Below are 17,882 nucleotides of genomic sequence, written 5' to 3'. Positions count from 1 at the left end.
ACGACCGGGCCGCCAAGCTCGCGGGACGGGTCGCGTGAGCGCCAGGGACGACGACGTCGCGATGACGGAGTTGGACCGGCGGCGCCTGGGGAACGGGGCCACCGGGGCGGGCCGGGTGGACGCGCTGGTGTCGCGGCTGGTCGAGCGCGGCGAAACCGTGGCGGCGGCGGAGTCGCTGACCGGGGGCCTGCTCACGGCCACGCTGGTGACGGTGCCGGGGGTGAGCCGGGTGCTGCGCGGCGGGCTGGTCGTCTACGCCACCGACCTGAAGCACAGCCTGGCCGGGGTCGACGAGGCCCTGCTGGCCGAGCGCGGGCCGGTCGACCCGGACGTGGCGGTCGCGCTGGCGCGGGGCGCCCGCGAGCGGTGCGGCGCCCACTGGGGGCTGTCGACCACCGGGGTCGCCGGACCCGGTCCGCAAGACGGCATTCCGGCCGGAACCGTGTTCGTGGGACTCGCCGGGCCGGACGGGCTGAGCGACGTGGTCGAGTTGCGTGTGCGCGGTGACCGGGCCGCGGTGCGAGCGACCAGCGTCGATGCCGTACTGGATCTGCTGTGGCGGGCGACAGCCTGATTTCCGCGGTTCGGAAAGGGTGGCGCGGGGTTTGGTGATCTGTGCCACTATGGCGGGAGGCGCTGGAAGAGTCGGACACCCGCATCGGCGGGGCGGGGTGTCGATCTGGCACAGAGAGAGTACGGTTCATCTCAGCCGTCGGTGACAACCGGCGGCTGACGGCATATCGGCTGCTGGTTACGGGGAACTAGAGCAGGGGGTGCGACATGGTGCTTTTGCGTCGAGTGATCGGTGATGCCCTCCGTGCCCGTCGGCAGGGACAGCATCGAACCCTGCGCGAGGTCTCCACGGCTGCCAACGTCAGCCTCGGTTACCTCTCGGAGATCGAGCGTGGTCAGAAGGAAGCGTCCAGCGAACTGCTGACGTCCATCTGCGACGCGCTCGGGGCGCGGCTGTCCGAGGTGCTGCGCGAGGTCAGTGACACGATGGCTGTCGCCGAGCAGGTCGAGGGTGTGCTGACGCCCCCGCTGCCGCGCGGTGGTCAGGACAAGCCGTTGGAGCCGATCTCGGCTCGACCGCGTACCGAGGTGGCCACCGACGGCCAGGTCTCGGTCACGGTACGCCGCGACAACCCGCTGCGCACCACGCTGCGGGCGACCCGCAACACCCGACCCACCAACCCCGGCAGCACCCGCGGCCGCGAGGTCGTAGGCGTCTGACCTGGGCCGGGCACCTTCGTAGGCCCGACCCTGCCCATCGCCCGGCCCGTACGTGGCCGGGCGACACCGCTCAACCCGAGCCCTCCGCGCGAGTCCGCGTGTGAGGGCTCCCTCATTGCCGCACTTTCGGGGAAAGTGCTGGAATCATGGGGCGAATTCGCGCACTTTCCCCGAAACTGCAGCCTCACGCGACGCGGGCGCGCGGCGCTGGGCGGGCGCGCCGCGCTGGGCGCGGTCAGGAGATGCGGACGATGTCGCCGGGGTTGACGGCGAGCATGACCGCGGCCCGGCCACCGTTGACGGCGATGGCGATGCGGTCGGCCGAGTCCGCGAAGACGACCAGCCCGCCGGAGGGCACGTCGGCGAAGGTGGTGCCGCGTACGGCGCGGCAGCCGCCCACGGTCAGCCGGTCCGGCAGTGCCGCCAGCGCCTCGCCGGACGCCGCGAGCTGCACGTTGCCGAACCGGTCCACGGTCAGCACCTCGGCTTCCAGCCAGCCGTCGCCCAGCGCGATCACCGGGTCGGGCAGCCGCACCAGGCTGTCGGCGGCCAGGTCGGGCCCGGCCTCGCCCAGGTCGGCACCGAGCGCGAGCCGGGCGGTGGCCGGGGCGAACACGTCGCGGCCGTGGAAGGTGCGCGAGACGGTGGGGGCGAACCAGTCGGTGCTGGCCAGTTCGACCGCCCGCTCGATCCCGCCGAGGGCCTGGGCGGCCCAGCCGAGCAGTCCGTTGTCGGGGCCGACGAGCAGGCCGTTCGGGGTCTGCAGAACGACGGCGCGGCGTACGGTGCCGACGCCGGGGTCGACGACGGCCAGGTGCACCGACGGGGGCAGGTAGGGCACGGTCTGGGCCAGCACGGCGGCGCCTCGGGTGACGTCGCCGGGCGGGATCTGGTGGCTGACGTCGATGACGCGAAGCTGTGGCGCGGTTCGGGCGATCATGCCGTGGCAGGACGCCACGAACCCGTCCGACAGCCCGTAGTCGGTGGTGAACGAAATCCAGTCGTATCCGGCCATACCCATCAACTTAACGCCGCTGTCACGGCCTGCCGGGCGTCCCGATCTCCCGCGGAGTGTCGATCGAGGCCGGTCCGGCCTGGGCGGGCACGGTGACCTGTGTCGACGACCTGAAGTGCCCGCGTTGCAGGCGACGGAAGAGCAGCAGCACCGGCACGGTGCAGATCAGCGGGCCGATGATGGCCAATGGGCGGGTGAGCCACCAGCCCAGGTCCACATCGGCCGGTTTGTCCATGTCGAAGGCGAACAGCACCCAGGTCAGGAACAGGAACAGCGCCATTCCGGTGGTGTGCACCAGGTACAGCGGCAGCGAGAATTCGTTGATCAGTTCGTTGGCGCGTTTCCAGCGGGGACGCTGCAGCAGGATCTGCATGCGCGGCCGCAGCAGCTCCACGAATCCGATCTGGAAGATGAGCAGCGCCACGATGACGAAGGTCGGCGGGGCCATGTTCGAGAAGCGCTCGCCGGGTACGCCGACCATCGAGCCCGGGTACAGCCCGGAGCCGACCAGGCCGGTGAGGCCGAACAGGCCCAGCCACAGCAGCGCCCAGTCGTTGCGGCGGGGCGAGTCGACGACGTTCTGGTAGAAGAAGCCCGCCTGGTGGCACAGGCCCCAGACCAGCACCATGTTGAGCCAGCCGATGTCCTCCAGGCCCCGGTCGAACCGCAGCACGTCCACGACCATCGCCGCTCCGGCCAGCCATACCAGGGCGAGCAGGCCCGCCTTGCGGTGCAGCCACAGGCCGATCGGCAGCAGCGCGATCAGCATCAGGTACACGGCCAGGAACCACAGCGGGCTGACCACCAGCTTCACCGCCCGGCCGACGCCGGTGAGGTTGAAGTACGTCCCGATCAGCGAACCCAGCCCGATCCATACCAGCAGCACGATCCCGGCCGGGATGGTCAGCTGCCGTACTCGCCGCCACACGAACGCGCCCATGCTCACGCCCCGCGTCTGGGCCCGTTCCCAGCTGCGCAGGTGCACGTAGCCGCCGATGAAGAAGAACAGCGGCATGACCTGGAACAGCCAGGTGGCCAGCCACAATCCTCGGGTGAAGCCGAGCGGGCTGGTCGCGTGCGGCCCGTCCGCGCGCCAGTCGAGGATGGTGAAGGCCCAGTGCCACACCACGACCACGATGAGGCTCAACGCCCGCAGGAAGTCCACATAGGTGTCTCGTCGGGCGGGTGGGGCGCTGGTCATGAACCGCAGCATGCCACCGCACGGCCCCGACCCGCCAGGCCTGAGCCGACCGCCGTTCCCCGGTGTTTCCCTGACCGTTTCCCCTGCCGCCGCCCTGGAGAAGTCAGGGTCAGCCGCGTATCCGCAGGCCGCGCGGGGTCATCCGGAACCCGGCCGCCGCCAGCGCCGCGCCGAGCGGGCTGTCGGTGATCGACTCGCCGTCGGCCCGTTCCACCGTCAGGGGGCCGAGCGCGCCCGCGCCGACGGCCTCGGCCAGCGCCGTGGCGGCCAGCCCCTTGGCGGTGTCGTCGGAGCCGAAGGTGAGCAGGGTGCGGCCACCGCGCTCGACGTACAGGACGAGCTCGCCGGCGACGAGGACGACCAGCGCCCCGGCCTTGCGGCCGGGCCGGTGGCCCTCGCCGGTGGCGGGCCAGGGCAGCGCGGCGCCGTAGGGGTTGGCCGGGTCGGTCGAGGCCAGCACCAGGGCCCGCGAGCTCTCGTTGTCCGTGTACGACCGCAGCCGGTCCACCGCCCCCGGCAGCGCGAACTGCGCCGCCCCCAGGCCCTCCACGAAGTACCCGCGCCGGGCCGCGCCGCGCTCCTCCAGCGCCGCCAGCACCGGATACACCGCCGCGAACCCGCCCGGCCGCCCCTCGGCCGCCACCGCCCCCCGGGTCACCACCCCGTGCCGCTCCAGCAGCACGTCAGCCAGTGCCGCCGCGCAGGCGGTGGCGTCGGTCTCGCGCGGGGCCAGCGCGTGCCAGCGCCCGGCCGCCGTGGGCGAGGTCGCCCGCGCCGAGGCCAGTGACCGCCCGCCGGTGAGGCTGGGCCGCCGGTAGCGGGCCCGTGCCGGGGCCGGTCTGGCCCGGTGCGCGCCGTGGCCCCCCGCGACCAGGGCCCGCACCGGGGCCAGGGTGTCGTTGCCGACCAGCCCGGCCCAGACCAGGTCCCACAGGGCGGCCAGCAGTTCGTCGGTGTCGACGCCGTCGACCCGGTCGGCGAGCTGACGGAAGAACAGCGCGCCCTCGCCGAGCGCGGCCAGCAGCGACTCGTGCAGCTCGGTGCGGGCGATGTCCAGCGGCGGTGGGAGCAGCAGCGGCGCCGCCTCGGCGAAGGCCAGCGTGACCCAGCCGTCGTTGCCGCCGATGGCCCCCGCCCCGGCCCACACCACCTCGCCGGTGGCGCACAACTCGTCCAGGTACGCCGGGGTGTAGTCGGCGACGCGCTGCGGCAGGACCAGGCGTTCGAGGGCGGAGGCGGGCACGGGCACGCCCTGGATCTGGTCGATCGCGGCGGCGACGGCGTCGATGCCGGTGGACCGGCGGCCGATCTGCTGCCATACCGGCAAGAAGCGGCCGAGGACCGCGGGCGGCACCGGCTCGATCTCCTTGCGCAGCGCGGCCAGACTGCGGCGGCGCAGCGTACGCAGCACCTCCGCGTCGCACCACTCCACGAACCCGCCGTCGGAGGCGGCCGTGAACTCCCCGGACACCAACCGCCCCGAAGCCGACAGGCGCCGCAGCGTGTGCTCGACCACGGCCACGCCCAGCCCGAACCGGCGCGCGCAGTCGTCGGCGCGGAACGGGCCGCTGGTCCGGGCGAACCGTCCGATCAGGTCGGGCAGCGGATCGGTGACCTGCGCCGTATACGCGGCGGGCAGCCCCGGCGGCAGCGCCACCCCGAGCGCGTCGCGGTAGCGCCCGGCGTCCTCGGCGACGATCCAACGCTCCTGCCCGGCCACCCGGATGGCCAGCACCCGCACGGCACGGGCCAGCTCGGTCAGCCAGCCGGGGTCCACGCCCCGCTCGACCAGCTCGTCGAGGCTGAGATCACCGAGGCGGCGCAGCATCTCGACGGTGTCCTCGGCGTCACGCACCCGCCGGTCGGTCCAGCGCAGGTGCGCGGCGGTGGCCTCGATGACGGCCGGGTCCAGCAGTTCGCGCAGCTCGACCCGGCCCAGCAGCTCGCTGAGCAGGGTCGGGTCCAGGGCCAGCGCGGCGGCGCGCCGTTCGGCCAAGGGCGCGTCCTCGCCGTACAGGAACGCGCCGACGTAGCCGAACAGCAGCGAGCGCGCGAACGGCGACGGCTGTGGCGTGGCCACCTCGACCATGCGGATCTTGCGCCCGGCGATCTCGCGCATCAGCCCGGTCAGCGACGGCAGGTCGAACACGTCGCGCAGGCACTCGCGCGCCGCCTCCAGGGTCACCGGGAAGTCCGGGAACTCCCGCGCCACGTCCAGCAGCTGCGCGGCGCGCTGGCGCTGCTGCCACAGCGGTTGGCGGCGGCCCGGGTCACGGCGGGGCAGCAGCAGCGACCGCGCCGCGCACTCGCGGAACCGGGACGCGAACAGCGCCGACGTGCCGACCGCGTCGGCCACCATCGGCTCGATCTCGTCGGGGTCGAAGGCGAACGTGTCGGCGCCGGGCGGCTCCTCGGCCGTCTCCGGCAGCCGGATCACGATGCCGTCGTCGGCCGCGTGCACCTGCGCGTCCACGCCGTATCGCTCGCGCAGGCGCTGCCCGATCGCCAGCGCCCACGGGGCGTTGACGGGGGCGCCGAGCACGCAGTGCAGCACGATCCGCCAGTCGCCCAGCTCGTCCCGGAACCGCTCGACCAGCACCGTCCGGTCGTCCGGCAGATGCCGGGTGGCCTGACGTTGCTCGTCCAGGTACGCCGCCAGATTCCGGCGCGCGGCCGGATCGAGATTGTCCACGTCCGACTCGGTCTGCTTGCGCAGGTAGGCACCCAGCGCCCGGCCCAGGGCCACCGGCCGTCCGGCCTGGTCGCCCTTCCAGAACGGCAGCCGCGCGGGCTGGCCCGGGGCGGGGGAGACCAGCACCCGGTCCGGGGTGATGTCCTCGATGCGCCACGAGCTGGTGCCCAGCGCGAAGACGTCGCCGACGCGCGACTCGTACACCATCTCCTCGTCCAGCTCGCCGACCCGGCTGGCCTTCTCCGAACCGGCCAGGAACACGCCGAACAGACCCCGGTCGGGGATGGTGCCACCCGACGTGACGGCCAAACGCTGGTTGCCGGGGCGGCCGGTGAGCCGGTCGGCGGCCCGGTCCCAGACGATGCGCGGGCGTAGCTCGGCGAAGGCCGTCGACGGGTACCGCCCGGCCAGCATGTCCAGCACCGCGTGCAGCGCCGACTCGGGCAGCGCCGCGAACGGCGCCGATCGGCGTACGAGCTGGGCCAGGTCGGCCACGGTCCAGTCGTCCATCGAGGTCATCGCCACGATGTGCTGGGCCAGCACATCCAGCGGACTGTGCGGGAAGTCCAGCGGCTCCAGCTTCCCGGCGGTCATCCGCAGCGACACCACCGCGCAGGACAGCAGGTCACCGCGGTGCACCGGGAACACCACGCCACGTGAGACCGCGCCGACCTGGTGCCCGGCCCGGCCGACGCGCTGCAGCCCGGCCGCCACGCTGGGTGGGGCGCCGACCTGCACCACCAGGTCGACCGCGCCCATGTCGATGCCGAGCTCCAGACTGGACGTCGCCACCACCGCGGGCAGCCGACCGGACTTCAGCTCGTCCTCGATCTGTTTGCGCTCCTCTTTGGACACCGAGCCGTGGTGGGCGCGGGCGATCAGCGGCGCCGCACCGTACCCGGTGCCGGACTGGGCCATGATCTGCGCGGGCGGCGGCACCGGCTGGACCACCGCCTCGGCCGCCAACTCGTTGAGGCGCGCGCACAGACGCTCGGCACCGCGGCGGGAGTTGGTGAAGACGATGGTGGAGCGGTGCGCGCGGATCAGCTCGAACACCCGCTCCTCGACGGCGGGCCAGATCGACGAGCGGCGCGGGCCCTCGTCGTCGGGCTCGCCCTCGTCGAGTGCGGTCATGTCCTCGACCGGCACCTCGACGGTGACCTCGATGGTCTTCTCGGTGCGCGGCTGCACCACGTGCACCGGCGCGGCCCCGCCCAGGAACCGGGCCGCCGACTCGACCGGCTCCACCGTCGCGGACAACCCGATGCGCTGTGCGGGCTTGGGCAGCAACGCGTCCAGCCGCTCCAGCGACAGGGCCAGGTGGGCGCCCCGCTTGGTGCCGGTGACCGCGTGCACCTCGTCGATGATCACGGTCTCGATGCCGCGCAGCGACTCGCGCGCGGCCGAGGTGAGCAGCAGGAACAGCGACTCGGGCGTGGTGATCAGGATGTCGGGCGGGCGGCGGGTGAAGGCGCGGCGCTCCTCGGCGGGCGTGTCGCCGGTACGCATGCCCACGGTGATCTCGGGCTCGGTCAGCCGCAGCCGGTCGGCCGCCTGCCGGATGCCGGTCAGCGGCGTGCGCAGGTTGCGCTCGACGTCGACGGCCAGCGCCTTGAGCGGACTGATGTACAGCACCCGGCAGCGCTTGGCCGGATCCTCGGGCACGGACTCGTGCGCCAGCCGGTCGATCGCCCACAGGAACGCGGCCAGGGTCTTGCCCGAGCCGGTCGGCGCCACCACCAGGGTGTGATCTCCGGCACTGATCGAGCGCCAGGCGCCCGCCTGGGCGGCGGTGGGAGCCGCGAAGGCCGCGTCGAACCAGGCCCGGGTGGCCGGGCCGAAGTTCGGGTCGAGGGCGGCGGTGCGAACGGAATCGCCAGGCTGCTGCTTCATCACCGACCATCCTGCCTGCCCGGTACGACAACCGCCGACATCATCCGAACGGACGATGGAAGATTCGGGTGTACGGCTGGGTTCTAATGGGTAGCACCTGTCGAGTGAGACAGAGTGCTTGCCGGGGTTGCCCGGAGTAGTCCGAATCACGTACCGTCTTGCTCACGGTAAGTAGCGCAACGAATACGTCGCGAGAGGTAGGGACGCAATGGTCGAGCGACGGAGCTTTCGTCACGAATCGGACGTGCTGCTGCGGCAGCTCGACGGCCACCTGGCCCGGCTGCAGGCCGGAGAGCCCCAGCCCAGCCACGAGATCGCCCTCTTCGAGCGCATCGCGGCGCATCTGCGCCAACTGATCCGCGAAACCGTACGCGCCAGCGCCGTCGACCGCGCCCGGGTGCGCGCCGCCGTGCACTATGTGGTGACGCGCGGGCGCGACGCCCGCCATGCCCGACCGGCCCATGTGGACGTCTGGGTCGTCAACGACATCATCCGCGACCTCGGCCGCCTCGACCTGCTCATCCCGGAACCAGCCCTGAGCTGATCGCCAGCGCGCCCCACCCGTATGCGACGGCCGGTCGCGGGGGTGCCGCGAGACGAAGCGTGGGCCGTCCGTTCGTGCAGTTTCAGGGAAACTGCACGAACGCGACCCAAGATTCCAGCACTTTCCCTGAAACTGCACGATCAGTCCGCCCATGTGATCGCTCAGGGTTCGAGTGAGCGGCGCGGGGGCGGTCGGAGGTCAGTTCAGGGAGGCGGTGGCGAGCTTCAGGCCGAAGCCGAGGAAGAGGGCGCCGATGGTGGTGCTGCCCGCGGCGGCCAGGCGACGACGACGGCGGAACGCCTGGGCCAGCCGGTTGCCGCTGAAGATCAGCACACTGAGGTACGCCGCGCTGAACAGCTGCGCGATCGTCGCCAGCAGCAGGAACGTGACCGCGGGGTAGGCGTACCCGGGGTCGACGAACTGGATGAAGAAGGAGACGAAGAACAGGATCGCCTTCGGGTTCATCAGGCTGATCGTGAACGCCTTGCGGAACGGGTTGGTCGTGTCCGGTTCGGTGACCGGGACCGCCTCGGCGACTTCGCCGCGCGAGCGCCACCGGGTGACCGCGGCGGCGACCATCCGCACCCCGAGATAGCCCAGGTACGCCGCGCCCGCGTACTTGATCACGAGGAAGACCGGCGGGTACGTGCGCAGCAGCGACGCGACGCCCGCCGCCGAGGCGAACATGAGCACGCTGTCCCCGGCGAACACGCCGAAGGCGGCCCGGTAGCCCTGGCGTACGCCACGGGACGCGGCCGTGGACAGCACGTACAGCGAGTTGGGTCCGGGCAGGAGCACGATGGCGACGGTGCCCAGGACGTAGGTCCAGATGTCAGTGACGCCGAGCATGTCTCATCCTTACCGTGTCTCGGCTCCGCGGAGAAGTCGGCTGGTCAGCTGCTTCTGTGCGTCCGGCCACTCGGCGGCGAGCATGCTGTACAGCGCCGAGTCGCGCGCCGAGCCGTCCTTGCGGTTGCGGTTGCCGCGCAGGACCCCCTCGGGCACCGCGCCCAGCCGCTCGATCGCCGCGCGTGAGCGCAGGTTGCGCACGTCGGTCTGCCAGGTGACCCGCCGCGCCCCGAGCACCTCGAACGCGTGCGTGAGCAGCAGCAGCTTCGCCTCGGTGTTGACCGCCGTACGCCACCGGGGCCGGGCCACGATGGTGCCGCCGATCTCCAACGCCCGCACCCGCTCCTCCGGGTAGAGGGAGGTGGTGCCGAACAGCTCGCCGGTGACGGCGTCGCGCTGCGCGTACGGCACGCGCCGCCCGGCCTCGTACTCGGCCAGGATGCCGCGGATGACGTCGGCCATCTGCGCCCGGGTGTGCGGGCACCTGGACGGCAGGTGCTCCCAGACCTGCTCGTCGCCGCCGAGCGCGGCGAACAGGCCGTCGGTGTGGGCGAGGTCCAGTGGTTCGAGGTGCACGTACCTGCCGCGCAGCGGGGTGGGGGTGAGCCAGCGGGAGACGGCCGGGCGCAGGTGGTCGGGCACGGGTACGCGCACTCCCGGGGCGGGATCGGGCAGCCCGGCGGTGACCCGCAGCGGCACCACCCCGGCCCAGTAGGGCAGGTCGAGGTCCTCGTCGTCGTCGCCGGCCGTGCCGGTGCGGCTGCGCACCGAGACCTCGACCAGCGGTAGCGCCAGCACGGCGGTCTGCGCCAGCTCGCGGTCGTTGGGGCCGCGGGTCTGCGCGGCCCGGCCGGCGCCGATCTTCTCGGTCAGCGCGGTGAGCACCCGCCGCTTCTCCTGCTCGTCGGTGACCAGGGTGGCGGTGCCGTGGGCGATCACCGAGCGGTAGTTGGCGCTGTGGTGGAACTGCGACCGGGCCAGCACCAGGCCGTCGAGGTGGGTGACGGTGACGGCCACCGGCAGGCCGCCCCGGGCCGCCAGGCCCATCCGGCCGCCGGTCGAGCCGTGCAGGTAGAGCGTGTCGTCGAGGCGGACGTGCAGGGTGGGCAGCACCTGGGGCAGCCCGTCGCGGACGAACGCCAGCGAGCAGTGCCAGCCCTCGTCGAGGATCGCGTGCGCGGCCTCGCGGTCGTACGACATGCGTTCGCGCATCCGCAGGGCGGTCGTGCGCTCGGTCTGCGGATATTCGGTCACGGCCCGGCTCCTTGCCTCGCGAACTATGTACTAGTACATTCTTAAGATTGTGACAGCACAATATCGGATCACCGGTGGCTCGGCAATCGCGATCAGCGACTCCGTCGAGGAGGGTGTCCGTCGTGGCGCGCTCGCCCCAGGCGCGGCGCTGCCCAGCGTGCGGGCCCTGGCCGGGGAGCTGGCGGTGAGCCCGGCCACCGTCGCCACGGCCTACCAGCGGCTGCGGGACCGGGGCATCGTGGTCACCGCGGGCCGCCACGGCACCCGGGTGCGTGCGGTCACCCCGATCGCGGCCACCAGGGCGGCACGGGCCGCCATGCCGGTGCCGTCCGGCCTGCGCGACCTGGCCGCCGGAGACCCCGACCCGAGGCTGCTGCCCAACCTCGCCCCGATCCTGCGCGAGGTCGCCGACGAGTTGGCCGCCCGCGACGGCGCCGTCGGCTACGCCGAGGGCGGGCCGCTGCCCGAACTGCTGGCGCTGGCCCGGCAGCGGATGCCGGAGCTGCCTGAAGACGCGTCGTACACCCTGGTCTCGGGCGCGCTCGACGGCCTGGACCGGCTGCTCGCGGCCCGGCTGCGGCCCGGCGACCGGGTGGCGGTCGAGGATCCCGGCTGGGCCGCGCTGCTGGACCTGGTCGCCGCGCAGGGCCTGGTGCCGGTCTCGATGCCGGTGGACGACCAGGGGCCGACGGTGGCCGGGGCGCGCGCCGCGCTGGCCGCCGGGGCACGGGCGGTGATCGTCACCACGCGGGCGCAGAACCCGACCGGCGGCGCGGTCGGGGCACAGCGCGCCCGCGAGCTGCGGCCGCTGCTGCGCGACGTGTTCGTGATCGAGGATGACCATGCCGGGGAGCTGGCCGATGTGCCGCTGCATCCGGTCGGCGGCGGCGCGACCTGGGCGTTCCTGCGCAGCGCGGCCAAGCCCTACGGGCCGGACCTGCGCTGCGCGGTGCTGGCCGGGGACGCCGAGACCGTGTCGCGGGTGGAGGGGCGGCTGCGGCTGGGTGCGGGCTGGGTCTCCACCGTGCTGCAGCGCACCCTGCTGCGGCTGTGGCGCGATCCGGGGGTCGGCGCCGGGATCGAGGCCGCCGGTCGGGCGTACGACCAGCGCCGGTCCGCCCTGGTCGCGGCGCTGGCCCGACGGGACGTCGCCGCGAGCGGGCGCACCGGGATCAACGTGTGGGTGCCGGTGCCCGACGAGACCCGCGCGGTCGCGTCGCTGCGCGACGCCGGATACGCGGTCACCCCCGGCCACGTCTACCGCACCGCCACCGGGCCCGGCATCCGGCTGACTGTGGCGACACTGGCCCTGGACGAGGTGGAGCCGCTGGCCGCCGCGGTCGCCGCCGCGCTGACCGGCGGCCCCGCCCCGATCACGCGCTAGTCGAACAGCTCCTCCAGGAAGCTGCCGTGCTTCTTGTGCTTCTTGTGGCCGTGCCCGTACTTCGGGTACTCGTCGGAGTCGTAGTCGCGCCAGCCGTGCTGGCTGTGCCCGTGCTGCGGCTGTCCGTGCTGCGGCTGTCCGTAGCCGTGCTGCTGGGGGTAGCCGTGCTGCTGCGGGTAACCCGGCTGCGCGGCGGGCGGCGGGTAGTGGCCGGGCTGGGCGTGGCCGGGCGCGGTGTGCTGCGGCTGGGCGCGCGCGCCGTGCCAGGCGTTCTCGGCGTCGACCAGGCGCTCCAGCTCACCGCGGTCGAGGAAGATGCCCCGGCATTCGGTGCACTGGTCGATGGTCACGCTGTTTCGCTCGTACTGCCGCATCGGGGCATGGCATTTGGGGCAGGTCATGTCCATGCGCCCGAGCCTAGCCACGCCCGCCAACCTCGGCACAGACGGCGAGAGGCCGCCCCCGAACCGGGGACGGCCTCTCGGCAGGCTTTCGTTCAGCGACGCAGCCAGGGGAAGGACGAGTCGAGCTGACCCTGCTCCTTCAGCTCGGTGTAGAGCGGAACCTCGTCGGGGAAGTAGCCCCACGCGTGGTCGCCGCCGTCCACCGGGTCGTCGATGCGGCCATCGAGCGCGCCGACCAGCTGGCGCTGCACCGGGCTGAGCCGGGCCACGTCCTGCGCGGCCGGCTTCTGGTCGCGGGTGGCGATCCAGCGGAAGGTGTACCCGAAGAAGACCGCCTTGCGGGTGATCTCCGAGTAGTTGTTCGAGCGCGCGTGCCAGATGCGGCGGTCGAAGAAGACCACGTCGCCGGGGTGCACGCAGACCTCGATGGCACCGGCGGGGTCGGGCCACTCGATGTCGCGGCTCGGCGGGCCGTCGATCCGGTTCATCTTGTGGCTGCCCGGCACGACCTTGAAGTTGCCGCGGCCCGGCTCGGACACGTCCGACAGCCAGAACGCCAGCTTCACCGACAGACGGGGGCGCGGGTCGGTCTCCAGCTCGCCGTTCTGGCGGCCGCCGTCCTGGTGCCACTCGAAGCGGTACGGCTTGGTGGTGGGGATCGGCGGGTGCACGTCCAGGTGCGAGTGGTAGACGTGTACGTTCCAGCCGATCATGGACCACACCAGCGGGAACACCGCCGGGTGGTCGACCAGGCCGTTGAGCTCGGGGCAGCTGGCGACCGCGCTCAGCTTGTGCAGCGACGCGTCCGCACCCAGCTTGCCGACAGCCTCGTGCTCGGCGTACACCCGGTCGACGGCCGCGGCGTAGTGCGCGACCTCGTCCGGGGAGAGCACGTTGCGGATGATCAGATAGCCGTCGCGCTCGAACTGCTCACGCTGTTCGGCAGTCATCGCGCGCGGCGTGACGGGGGTGATGGTCACGGGTTGTCCTTCCCCGATCGGCTGGGTGGCGCGCGGCGTCGCCCAGTGGCTCTTGCGGGGCAGCGGCGCTGCCCTTGCGCACTGGACGTGCTGGTCGGGAGCGACGTTGCCTCAGGGATCAAGATCTGACCGGACGTCCGAGAAAGTCCGGTCGGTTCAGTTGTGCGCGCCGCCGGAATCACGGCACACATCGCGTGCGTGTGCCGCGGAGGGACCCAGCTGGCATGCGTTTTCCTGCTGCGGCCAAGACGATACCCGAATCGTCTTCGACTAGCCCGGGGCCGGTGCCGACCGGCACCATGAGGCAAGGTAGAGACAGCGGCACCACCCCTTACCCCCGACCCCCCGGGAGTCCCCTCGTGAGCGCCACCCTGGCCGACTACGCGCCCGTGCAGGCCCGCACCGTCCGGGTGCTGATGGGCGCGGAGATCATCAGTGGGCTGGGCACGGCCATGGGCATCTCCATCGGCGCGCTGCTCGCGCAGGACATCACCGGCACCGCCGCGCTGTCCGGCCTGGCCCAGAGCGCGGCCGTGGTGGGCGGCGCGCTGTGGGCGATCCCCGCGACGAGCCTGATGAGCCGGTACGGCCGCCGCCCCGGCATCGCCGCGTGCTACCTCATCGGCACCCTCGGCGCGGCGGGCGTGCTCAGCTCGGTGCTGCTGCGCTCGGCACCCCTGCTGTTCGTCGGGTTCTTCCTGTTCGGGGCGGGCAGCGCGGCCAAGCTCCAGTCCCGCTACGCCGCCGCCGACCTGGCCGAGCCGCACCGGCGCGGACGGCAGCTGTCCCTGGTGGTCTGGTCGACCACGCTCGGCTCGCTGGCCGGGCCCAACCTCGCCGCGCCGCTCGGGCGGCTGCTGGAGCCGTACGGCATCCCGCTGCTGGCCGGGCCGTTCGCCTTCTGCGCGCTGTCCTTCCTGCTGGCCGCCGCCCTGCTCACCCTCCTCCTGCGCCCCGACCCGCTCCTCCTGTCCACGCGCGTCGCCCGCGAGGCCGCGAGCGTGCGCGAGGCTGCGGTTTCGGGGAAAGTGCAGGAATCCGGGGCGGAATTCGGGCAGTTTCCCCGAAACAGCAGCCAAGAGTCGGGGGTGGCGGCACGGCCGCGCTTCGGTGACGTGATGCGCGCGGTGCTCGCGTCGCCCGCCGCGCGGCTGGGCATGGCCTCCATGGCGCTCGGCCACCTGGTCATGGTCGGCGTGATGTCCATGACACCCGTGCACCTCGGCGAGACCCACTCCGGCCCCGACACGCTGCGCCTGGTCGGCCTCGTGCTCAGCGCCCACATCGCCGGGATGTACGCGCTGGCGCCGGTCGTCGGCTGGCTCACCGACCGGTACGGGCGGCTGCGGGTCATCCTCGGCGGCGTCGCGCTCCTGCTGACGGCCTGCGCCGTGGCCGCCACCGCGGGCCACCGCACCGACCTGATCACCGTCGCGTTGGTGCTGCTGGGGCTCGGCTGGTCCGGGACCATGGTCGGCGGATCAACCCTGTTCGCCGAATCGGTGCCGGTCGCCGTGAAGGCCCGCGCGCAGGGCGTGTCCGACCTGGTCATGGGCTTGGCGGCGGCGGGGTCGGGAGCGGCGTCCGGGGTGATCGTCGAGCTGTCCGGGTACCGGGTGCTGGCCCTGCTGGCGGCCCTGGCGACGTTGCCGCTGGTCGCACTGGCCCTGCGCCCGTCCACCCTCGCCGCCCTCGCCGCCCTCACCCCCGCCACCAACTGACCGCCCGCCTCTGTCCCGCGCCCACCCCACCTCGCCTGACCCCACCCCGTACCGCGCCGCGCCCGACCTTGTCCCGGGCCGCGTCTGACCTTGCGGCCTGACCTCGCGCTCTGCCTGACCTCGCGCTCTGCCTGACCTCGCGCCTGCCTGACCTCGCGCTGCGTGTTGCTCGCGGCGCGTCACGCGCTTGCCATGATCGACTGCAGTTTCGGGGAAAGTGCAGGAATCTTGGGCTGGATTCGTGCAGTTTCCCCGAAACTGCAGCCTGATTGGGGCGTGGGTGGCGGGGGAGTTCGCTCCGGGCGGTGGCGGCGCGGTGGGTGGTGCTCGTCGTGTGGTCGTGTGGTCGTGTGGTCGTGCGGGAGTTGATCGCGGTCTTCGGGCGGAAGGTGCGGTGGGGCTTCGGGAGGTGACCGGAGGTGGCGATCATGCAGGTGGGGGCGGGCGGAGATCGGCGGGGAGTGGCAGACTGGCCGGATGCGACGGACGGACTTCTGGGAACGCCTGCGTGAGGTGTTCGGCCCGGTGTACGCCACCAGCGTGGCCAAGGACCAGGTGCTCGCCAGGCTGGGTGGGCGCACCATCGACGCCGCGCTGGCCGAGGGTGAGGAAGTACACGTGATCTGGCGTGCCGTGTGTGAGCAGTACTCCGATCGGGTGCCCGCCCGACTTCGCTGACGCGGGTGTGGGCACGACTACGGCGTGGCAGGATGGCGCTCGTACAAGTGTTCGGCTAATCTCCACTCCCGTGCGCTTGTCCACAGGCGCGGCGTGCCCGTATCGCTTTGTCGGACCCAGCGCCTAGCGTGACCGCGTGACGAAAAAGGCTGCGAAGTCGACTGACAGTGCACTGACAGAGGTGGCGACGAAGATGGCGACGACGAATCCCGACAAGACAAAGGCGCTGGACCTGGCGCTGGCACAGATCGACAAGCAGTTCGGCAAGGGTTCCGTGATGCGCCTGGGTGAGCGTCCCCAGGTGCAGATGATGATCATTCCGACCGGCTCCATCGCCCTTGACGTGGCGCTGGGCATCGGCGGTTTGCCCCGCGGCCGCATCGTCGAGATCTATGGCCCGGAGTCCAGCGGTAAGACCTCGCTGGCCCTGCACGCGATCGCCAACGTGCAGCGCGCGGGCGGGATCGCCGCGATCATCGACGCCGAGCACGCGCTCGACCCGGAGTACGCCAAGGCCCTCGGCGTCGACACCGACGCGCTGCTGGTGTCCCAGCCCGACACCGGTGAGCAGGCGCTCGAAATCGCCGACATGCTGGTGCGCTCGGGCGCGCTGGACCTGATCGTGATCGACTCGGTGGCCGCGCTGGTGCCGCGCGCCGAGATCGAGGGTGAGATGGGCGACAGCCACGTCGGTCTGCAGGCCCGCCTCATGAGCCAGGCGCTGCGCAAGATGACCAGCGGTCTGAGCAACTCCAACACCACCGCGATCTTCATCAACCAGCTGCGCGAGAAGATCGGCGTCATGTTCGGCAGCCCGGAGACCACCACCGGTGGTAAGGCGCTGAAGTTCTACGCCTCGGTCCGCCTGGACATCCGCCGCATCGAGAGCCTGAAGGACGGCACCGAGGTCGTGGGTAACCGCACCCGCGTCAAGGTCGTCAAGAACAAGGTCGCCTCGCCGTTCAAGCAGGCCGAGTTCGACATCATGTACGGCAAGGGCATCTCGCGCGAGGGTTCGCTGATCGACGTCGGCGTCGAGCAGAACATCATCCGCAAGGCGGGCGCCTGGTACACGTACGAGGGCGACCAGCTCGGCCAGGGCAAGGAGAAGGCGCGCGAGTTCCTCAAGGAGAACCCGGACGTCGCCGCCGAGATCGAGAAGAAGATCCTGGAGAAGCTCGGCGTCGGCGTGTCCAGCGTCTCGGACGCCGCGGGCGGCCCGGCGCTGCCGCCGGTGGACTTCTGATCCGCTGAACTGCTGAGACGCCACGATGGCAGGACGTCGGCGCGCGCGTACCGGTCGGGGTTGGGACGCCAAACCACCCGCCCCGCCCCGTGCGCCGCGCACCGGGGACCCCGGCGAACCGGGTGACCCGTCGGCGGCGACCCGGCCGGAGCCGGCGCCGCGTGATCCGTACGAGCTGGCGCGGGAGATCTGCCTGCGCCAGCTCGCCGTACGCCCGCGCACCCGGTCGGAGCTGGCCACGGCGTTGCGCAACCGCGGTGTCGAGGACGAGGTCGCGGCAGCGGTGCTGGACCGTTACGACGAAGTCGGCATGATCGACGATGCGGCGTTCGCGCGAGCCTGGGTGAGCAGCCGTCACCACGGGCGTGGCCTGGCCGCGCGGGCGCTGGGGCAGGAGCTGCGCCGACGCGGCGTGGACCAGGAGACCGTCACCGAGGCCCTGTCGGAGCTCGACGACGAGACCCAGGAGCGCACGGCGTACGAGTTGGCTGAGCGCAAGCTGCGCACGGTGCGCGGGGAGCCCGATGCGGTGTTCCGGCGGGTGGTGGGCATGCTCGCCCGCAAGGGGTACCCCGGCGGGGTGGCGGTCCGCGCGGTCAAGGAGGCGCTGGCGGCCCGCAGCGCCGCCGACGCCGAACTCGCCGAACTGATCGACCCCGACGTCTTCGACGACTGACCACCGCCGGTCCGCGTGCCGCCGGTCCGCGTGTCTCCCCGGTGGTAGTAGCCGCTCTTATCGTGCAGTTTCGGGGAAAGTGCATGAAAGCCGACCATGATTCGTGCACTTT

At 72.4% G+C, this 17,882-nt stretch carries 15 protein-coding genes; 8 read left to right on the top strand and 7 right to left on the bottom strand.

Annotated features, from left to right (window positions below):
* Positions 1 to 34 precede the first annotated feature (34 nt).
* Positions 35 to 574: a CinA family protein gene (locus tag KUA19_RS00275; protein WP_308167251.1), complete on the top strand. Its 540-nt coding sequence runs from the start codon at positions 35 to 37 to the stop codon at positions 572 to 574.
* A 206-nt stretch (positions 575 to 780) separates the two neighbouring features.
* Positions 781 to 1,233 carry a helix-turn-helix domain-containing protein gene (locus KUA19_RS00270; protein ID WP_217393643.1) on the top strand — a complete coding sequence of 151 codons (453 nt, stop codon included), beginning with the start codon at positions 781 to 783 and terminating at the stop codon, positions 1,231 to 1,233.
* Between the two features lie 235 nt (positions 1,234 to 1,468).
* On the opposite strand, the gene KUA19_RS00265 is transcribed toward KUA19_RS00270, so the two are convergent.
* The 3 genes from KUA19_RS00265 to KUA19_RS00255 form a co-directional block, all read right to left on the bottom strand.
* Positions 1,469 to 2,248, bottom strand: coding sequence for an SAM hydrolase/SAM-dependent halogenase family protein (locus KUA19_RS00265; RefSeq protein ID WP_217393641.1), 780 nt, complete (start codon positions 2,246 to 2,248; stop codon positions 1,469 to 1,471).
* Positions 2,249 to 2,270: 22 nt separating this feature from the next.
* The gene (locus KUA19_RS00260) at positions 2,271 to 3,449 is read right to left on the bottom strand and encodes an acyltransferase family protein (RefSeq protein ID WP_217393639.1); all 1,179 of its coding nucleotides are present in this window, start codon (positions 3,447 to 3,449) and stop codon (positions 2,271 to 2,273) included.
* 109 nt (positions 3,450 to 3,558) lie between these two features.
* On the bottom strand, positions 3,559 to 8,034 hold the full coding sequence (locus KUA19_RS00255) for an ATP-dependent helicase (RefSeq protein ID WP_217393638.1): 4,476 nt from the start codon (positions 8,032 to 8,034) through the stop codon (positions 3,559 to 3,561).
* A 244-nt stretch (positions 8,035 to 8,278) separates the two neighbouring features.
* Here KUA19_RS00255 and KUA19_RS00250 point away from each other — a divergent pair, with 244 nt between their 5' ends.
* A complete protein-coding gene (locus KUA19_RS00250) occupies positions 8,279 to 8,578 on the top strand; it encodes a hypothetical protein (protein ID WP_308167250.1) in 300 nt (99 codons plus the stop codon).
* 198 nt (positions 8,579 to 8,776) lie between these two features.
* On the opposite strand, the gene leuE is transcribed toward KUA19_RS00250, so the two are convergent.
* Both leuE and KUA19_RS00240 read right to left on the bottom strand, forming a co-directional pair.
* Complete coding sequence (leuE, locus tag KUA19_RS00245) at positions 8,777 to 9,427, bottom strand: leucine efflux protein LeuE (RefSeq protein ID WP_217393634.1); 651 nt, start codon at positions 9,425 to 9,427, stop codon at positions 8,777 to 8,779.
* Positions 9,428 to 9,436: 9 nt separating this feature from the next.
* Entirely contained in the window at positions 9,437 to 10,639 is a 1,203-nt protein-coding gene (locus KUA19_RS00240) for a bifunctional pyridoxamine 5'-phosphate oxidase family protein/GNAT family N-acetyltransferase (RefSeq protein WP_217394622.1), read from the bottom strand.
* A gap of 91 nt (positions 10,640 to 10,730) precedes the next feature.
* Here KUA19_RS00240 and KUA19_RS00235 point away from each other — a divergent pair, with 91 nt between their 5' ends.
* On the top strand, positions 10,731 to 12,065 hold the full coding sequence (locus KUA19_RS00235; RefSeq protein ID WP_217393632.1) for an aminotransferase class I/II-fold pyridoxal phosphate-dependent enzyme: 1,335 nt from the start codon (positions 10,731 to 10,733) through the stop codon (positions 12,063 to 12,065).
* Here the strand turns inward: KUA19_RS00235 and KUA19_RS00230 are convergent.
* Both KUA19_RS00230 and KUA19_RS00225 read right to left on the bottom strand, forming a co-directional pair.
* Positions 12,062 to 12,472, bottom strand: coding sequence for a TFIIB-type zinc ribbon-containing protein (locus tag KUA19_RS00230; protein ID WP_217393630.1), 411 nt, complete (start codon positions 12,470 to 12,472; stop codon positions 12,062 to 12,064). The two genes, KUA19_RS00235 and KUA19_RS00230, sit on opposite strands and share 4 nt — an antisense overlap.
* 89 nt (positions 12,473 to 12,561) lie before the next feature.
* Positions 12,562 to 13,449, bottom strand: a complete 888-nt coding sequence (locus tag KUA19_RS00225) for a phytanoyl-CoA dioxygenase family protein (RefSeq protein WP_217393628.1) — start codon at positions 13,447 to 13,449, stop codon at positions 12,562 to 12,564.
* Positions 13,450 to 13,865: 416 nt separating this feature from the next.
* On the opposite strand from KUA19_RS00225, the gene KUA19_RS00220 reads away from it, so the two are divergent.
* From KUA19_RS00220 to KUA19_RS00205, 4 genes are all read left to right on the top strand, one after another.
* The gene (locus KUA19_RS00220) at positions 13,866 to 15,170 is read left to right on the top strand and encodes an MFS transporter (RefSeq protein WP_217394621.1); all 1,305 of its coding nucleotides are present in this window, start codon (positions 13,866 to 13,868) and stop codon (positions 15,168 to 15,170) included.
* A 477-nt stretch (positions 15,171 to 15,647) separates the two neighbouring features.
* Positions 15,648 to 15,848: a DUF3046 domain-containing protein gene (locus KUA19_RS00215; protein ID WP_217393626.1), complete on the top strand. Its 201-nt coding sequence runs from the start codon at positions 15,648 to 15,650 to the stop codon at positions 15,846 to 15,848.
* A gap of 193 nt (positions 15,849 to 16,041) precedes the next feature.
* Positions 16,042 to 17,094, top strand: a complete 1,053-nt coding sequence (gene recA, locus KUA19_RS00210) for a recombinase RecA (RefSeq protein ID WP_217393624.1) — start codon at positions 16,042 to 16,044, stop codon at positions 17,092 to 17,094.
* Positions 17,095 to 17,119: 25 nt separating this feature from the next.
* Complete coding sequence (locus KUA19_RS00205) at positions 17,120 to 17,770, top strand: regulatory protein RecX (RefSeq protein WP_217393622.1); 651 nt, start codon at positions 17,120 to 17,122, stop codon at positions 17,768 to 17,770.
* Positions 17,771 to 17,882: the final 112 nt, after the last annotated feature.

Source organism: Catellatospora tritici, from assembly GCF_019083965.1.
In the GTDB taxonomy this organism is placed as follows: Bacteria; Actinomycetota; Actinomycetes; order Mycobacteriales; family Micromonosporaceae; genus Catellatospora; species Catellatospora tritici.
This window is presented reverse-complemented; position numbering and strand designations above follow the sequence as displayed.

What these genes read in the sequence shown, in the direction of transcription:
- KUA19_RS00270 (WP_217393643.1), top strand. Translation starts at nt 781, where the DNA reads ATGGTGCTTTTGCGTCGAGTGATCGGTGATGCCCTCCGTGCCCGTCGG.
- KUA19_RS00265 (WP_217393641.1), bottom strand. Translation starts at nt 2,248, where the DNA reads ATGGCCGGATACGACTGGATTTCGTTCACCACCGACTACGGGCTGTCG.
- KUA19_RS00260 (WP_217393639.1), bottom strand. Translation starts at nt 3,449, where the DNA reads ATGACCAGCGCCCCACCCGCCCGACGAGACACCTATGTGGACTTCCTG.
- KUA19_RS00255 (WP_217393638.1), bottom strand. Translation starts at nt 8,034, where the DNA reads ATGAAGCAGCAGCCTGGCGATTCCGTTCGCACCGCCGCCCTCGACCCG.
- leuE (WP_217393634.1), bottom strand. Translation starts at nt 9,427, where the DNA reads ATGCTCGGCGTCACTGACATCTGGACCTACGTCCTGGGCACCGTCGCC.
- KUA19_RS00240 (WP_217394622.1), bottom strand. Translation starts at nt 10,639, where the DNA reads ATGCGCGAACGCATGTCGTACGACCGCGAGGCCGCGCACGCGATCCTC.
- KUA19_RS00230 (WP_217393630.1), bottom strand. Translation starts at nt 12,472, where the DNA reads ATGGACATGACCTGCCCCAAATGCCATGCCCCGATGCGGCAGTACGAG.
- KUA19_RS00220 (WP_217394621.1), top strand. Translation starts at nt 13,866, where the DNA reads ATGGGCGCGGAGATCATCAGTGGGCTGGGCACGGCCATGGGCATCTCC.
- KUA19_RS00215 (WP_217393626.1), top strand. Translation starts at nt 15,648, where the DNA reads ATGCGACGGACGGACTTCTGGGAACGCCTGCGTGAGGTGTTCGGCCCG.
- recA (WP_217393624.1), top strand. Translation starts at nt 16,042, where the DNA reads ATGGCGACGACGAATCCCGACAAGACAAAGGCGCTGGACCTGGCGCTG.
- KUA19_RS00205 (WP_217393622.1), top strand. Translation starts at nt 17,120, where the DNA reads ATGGCAGGACGTCGGCGCGCGCGTACCGGTCGGGGTTGGGACGCCAAA.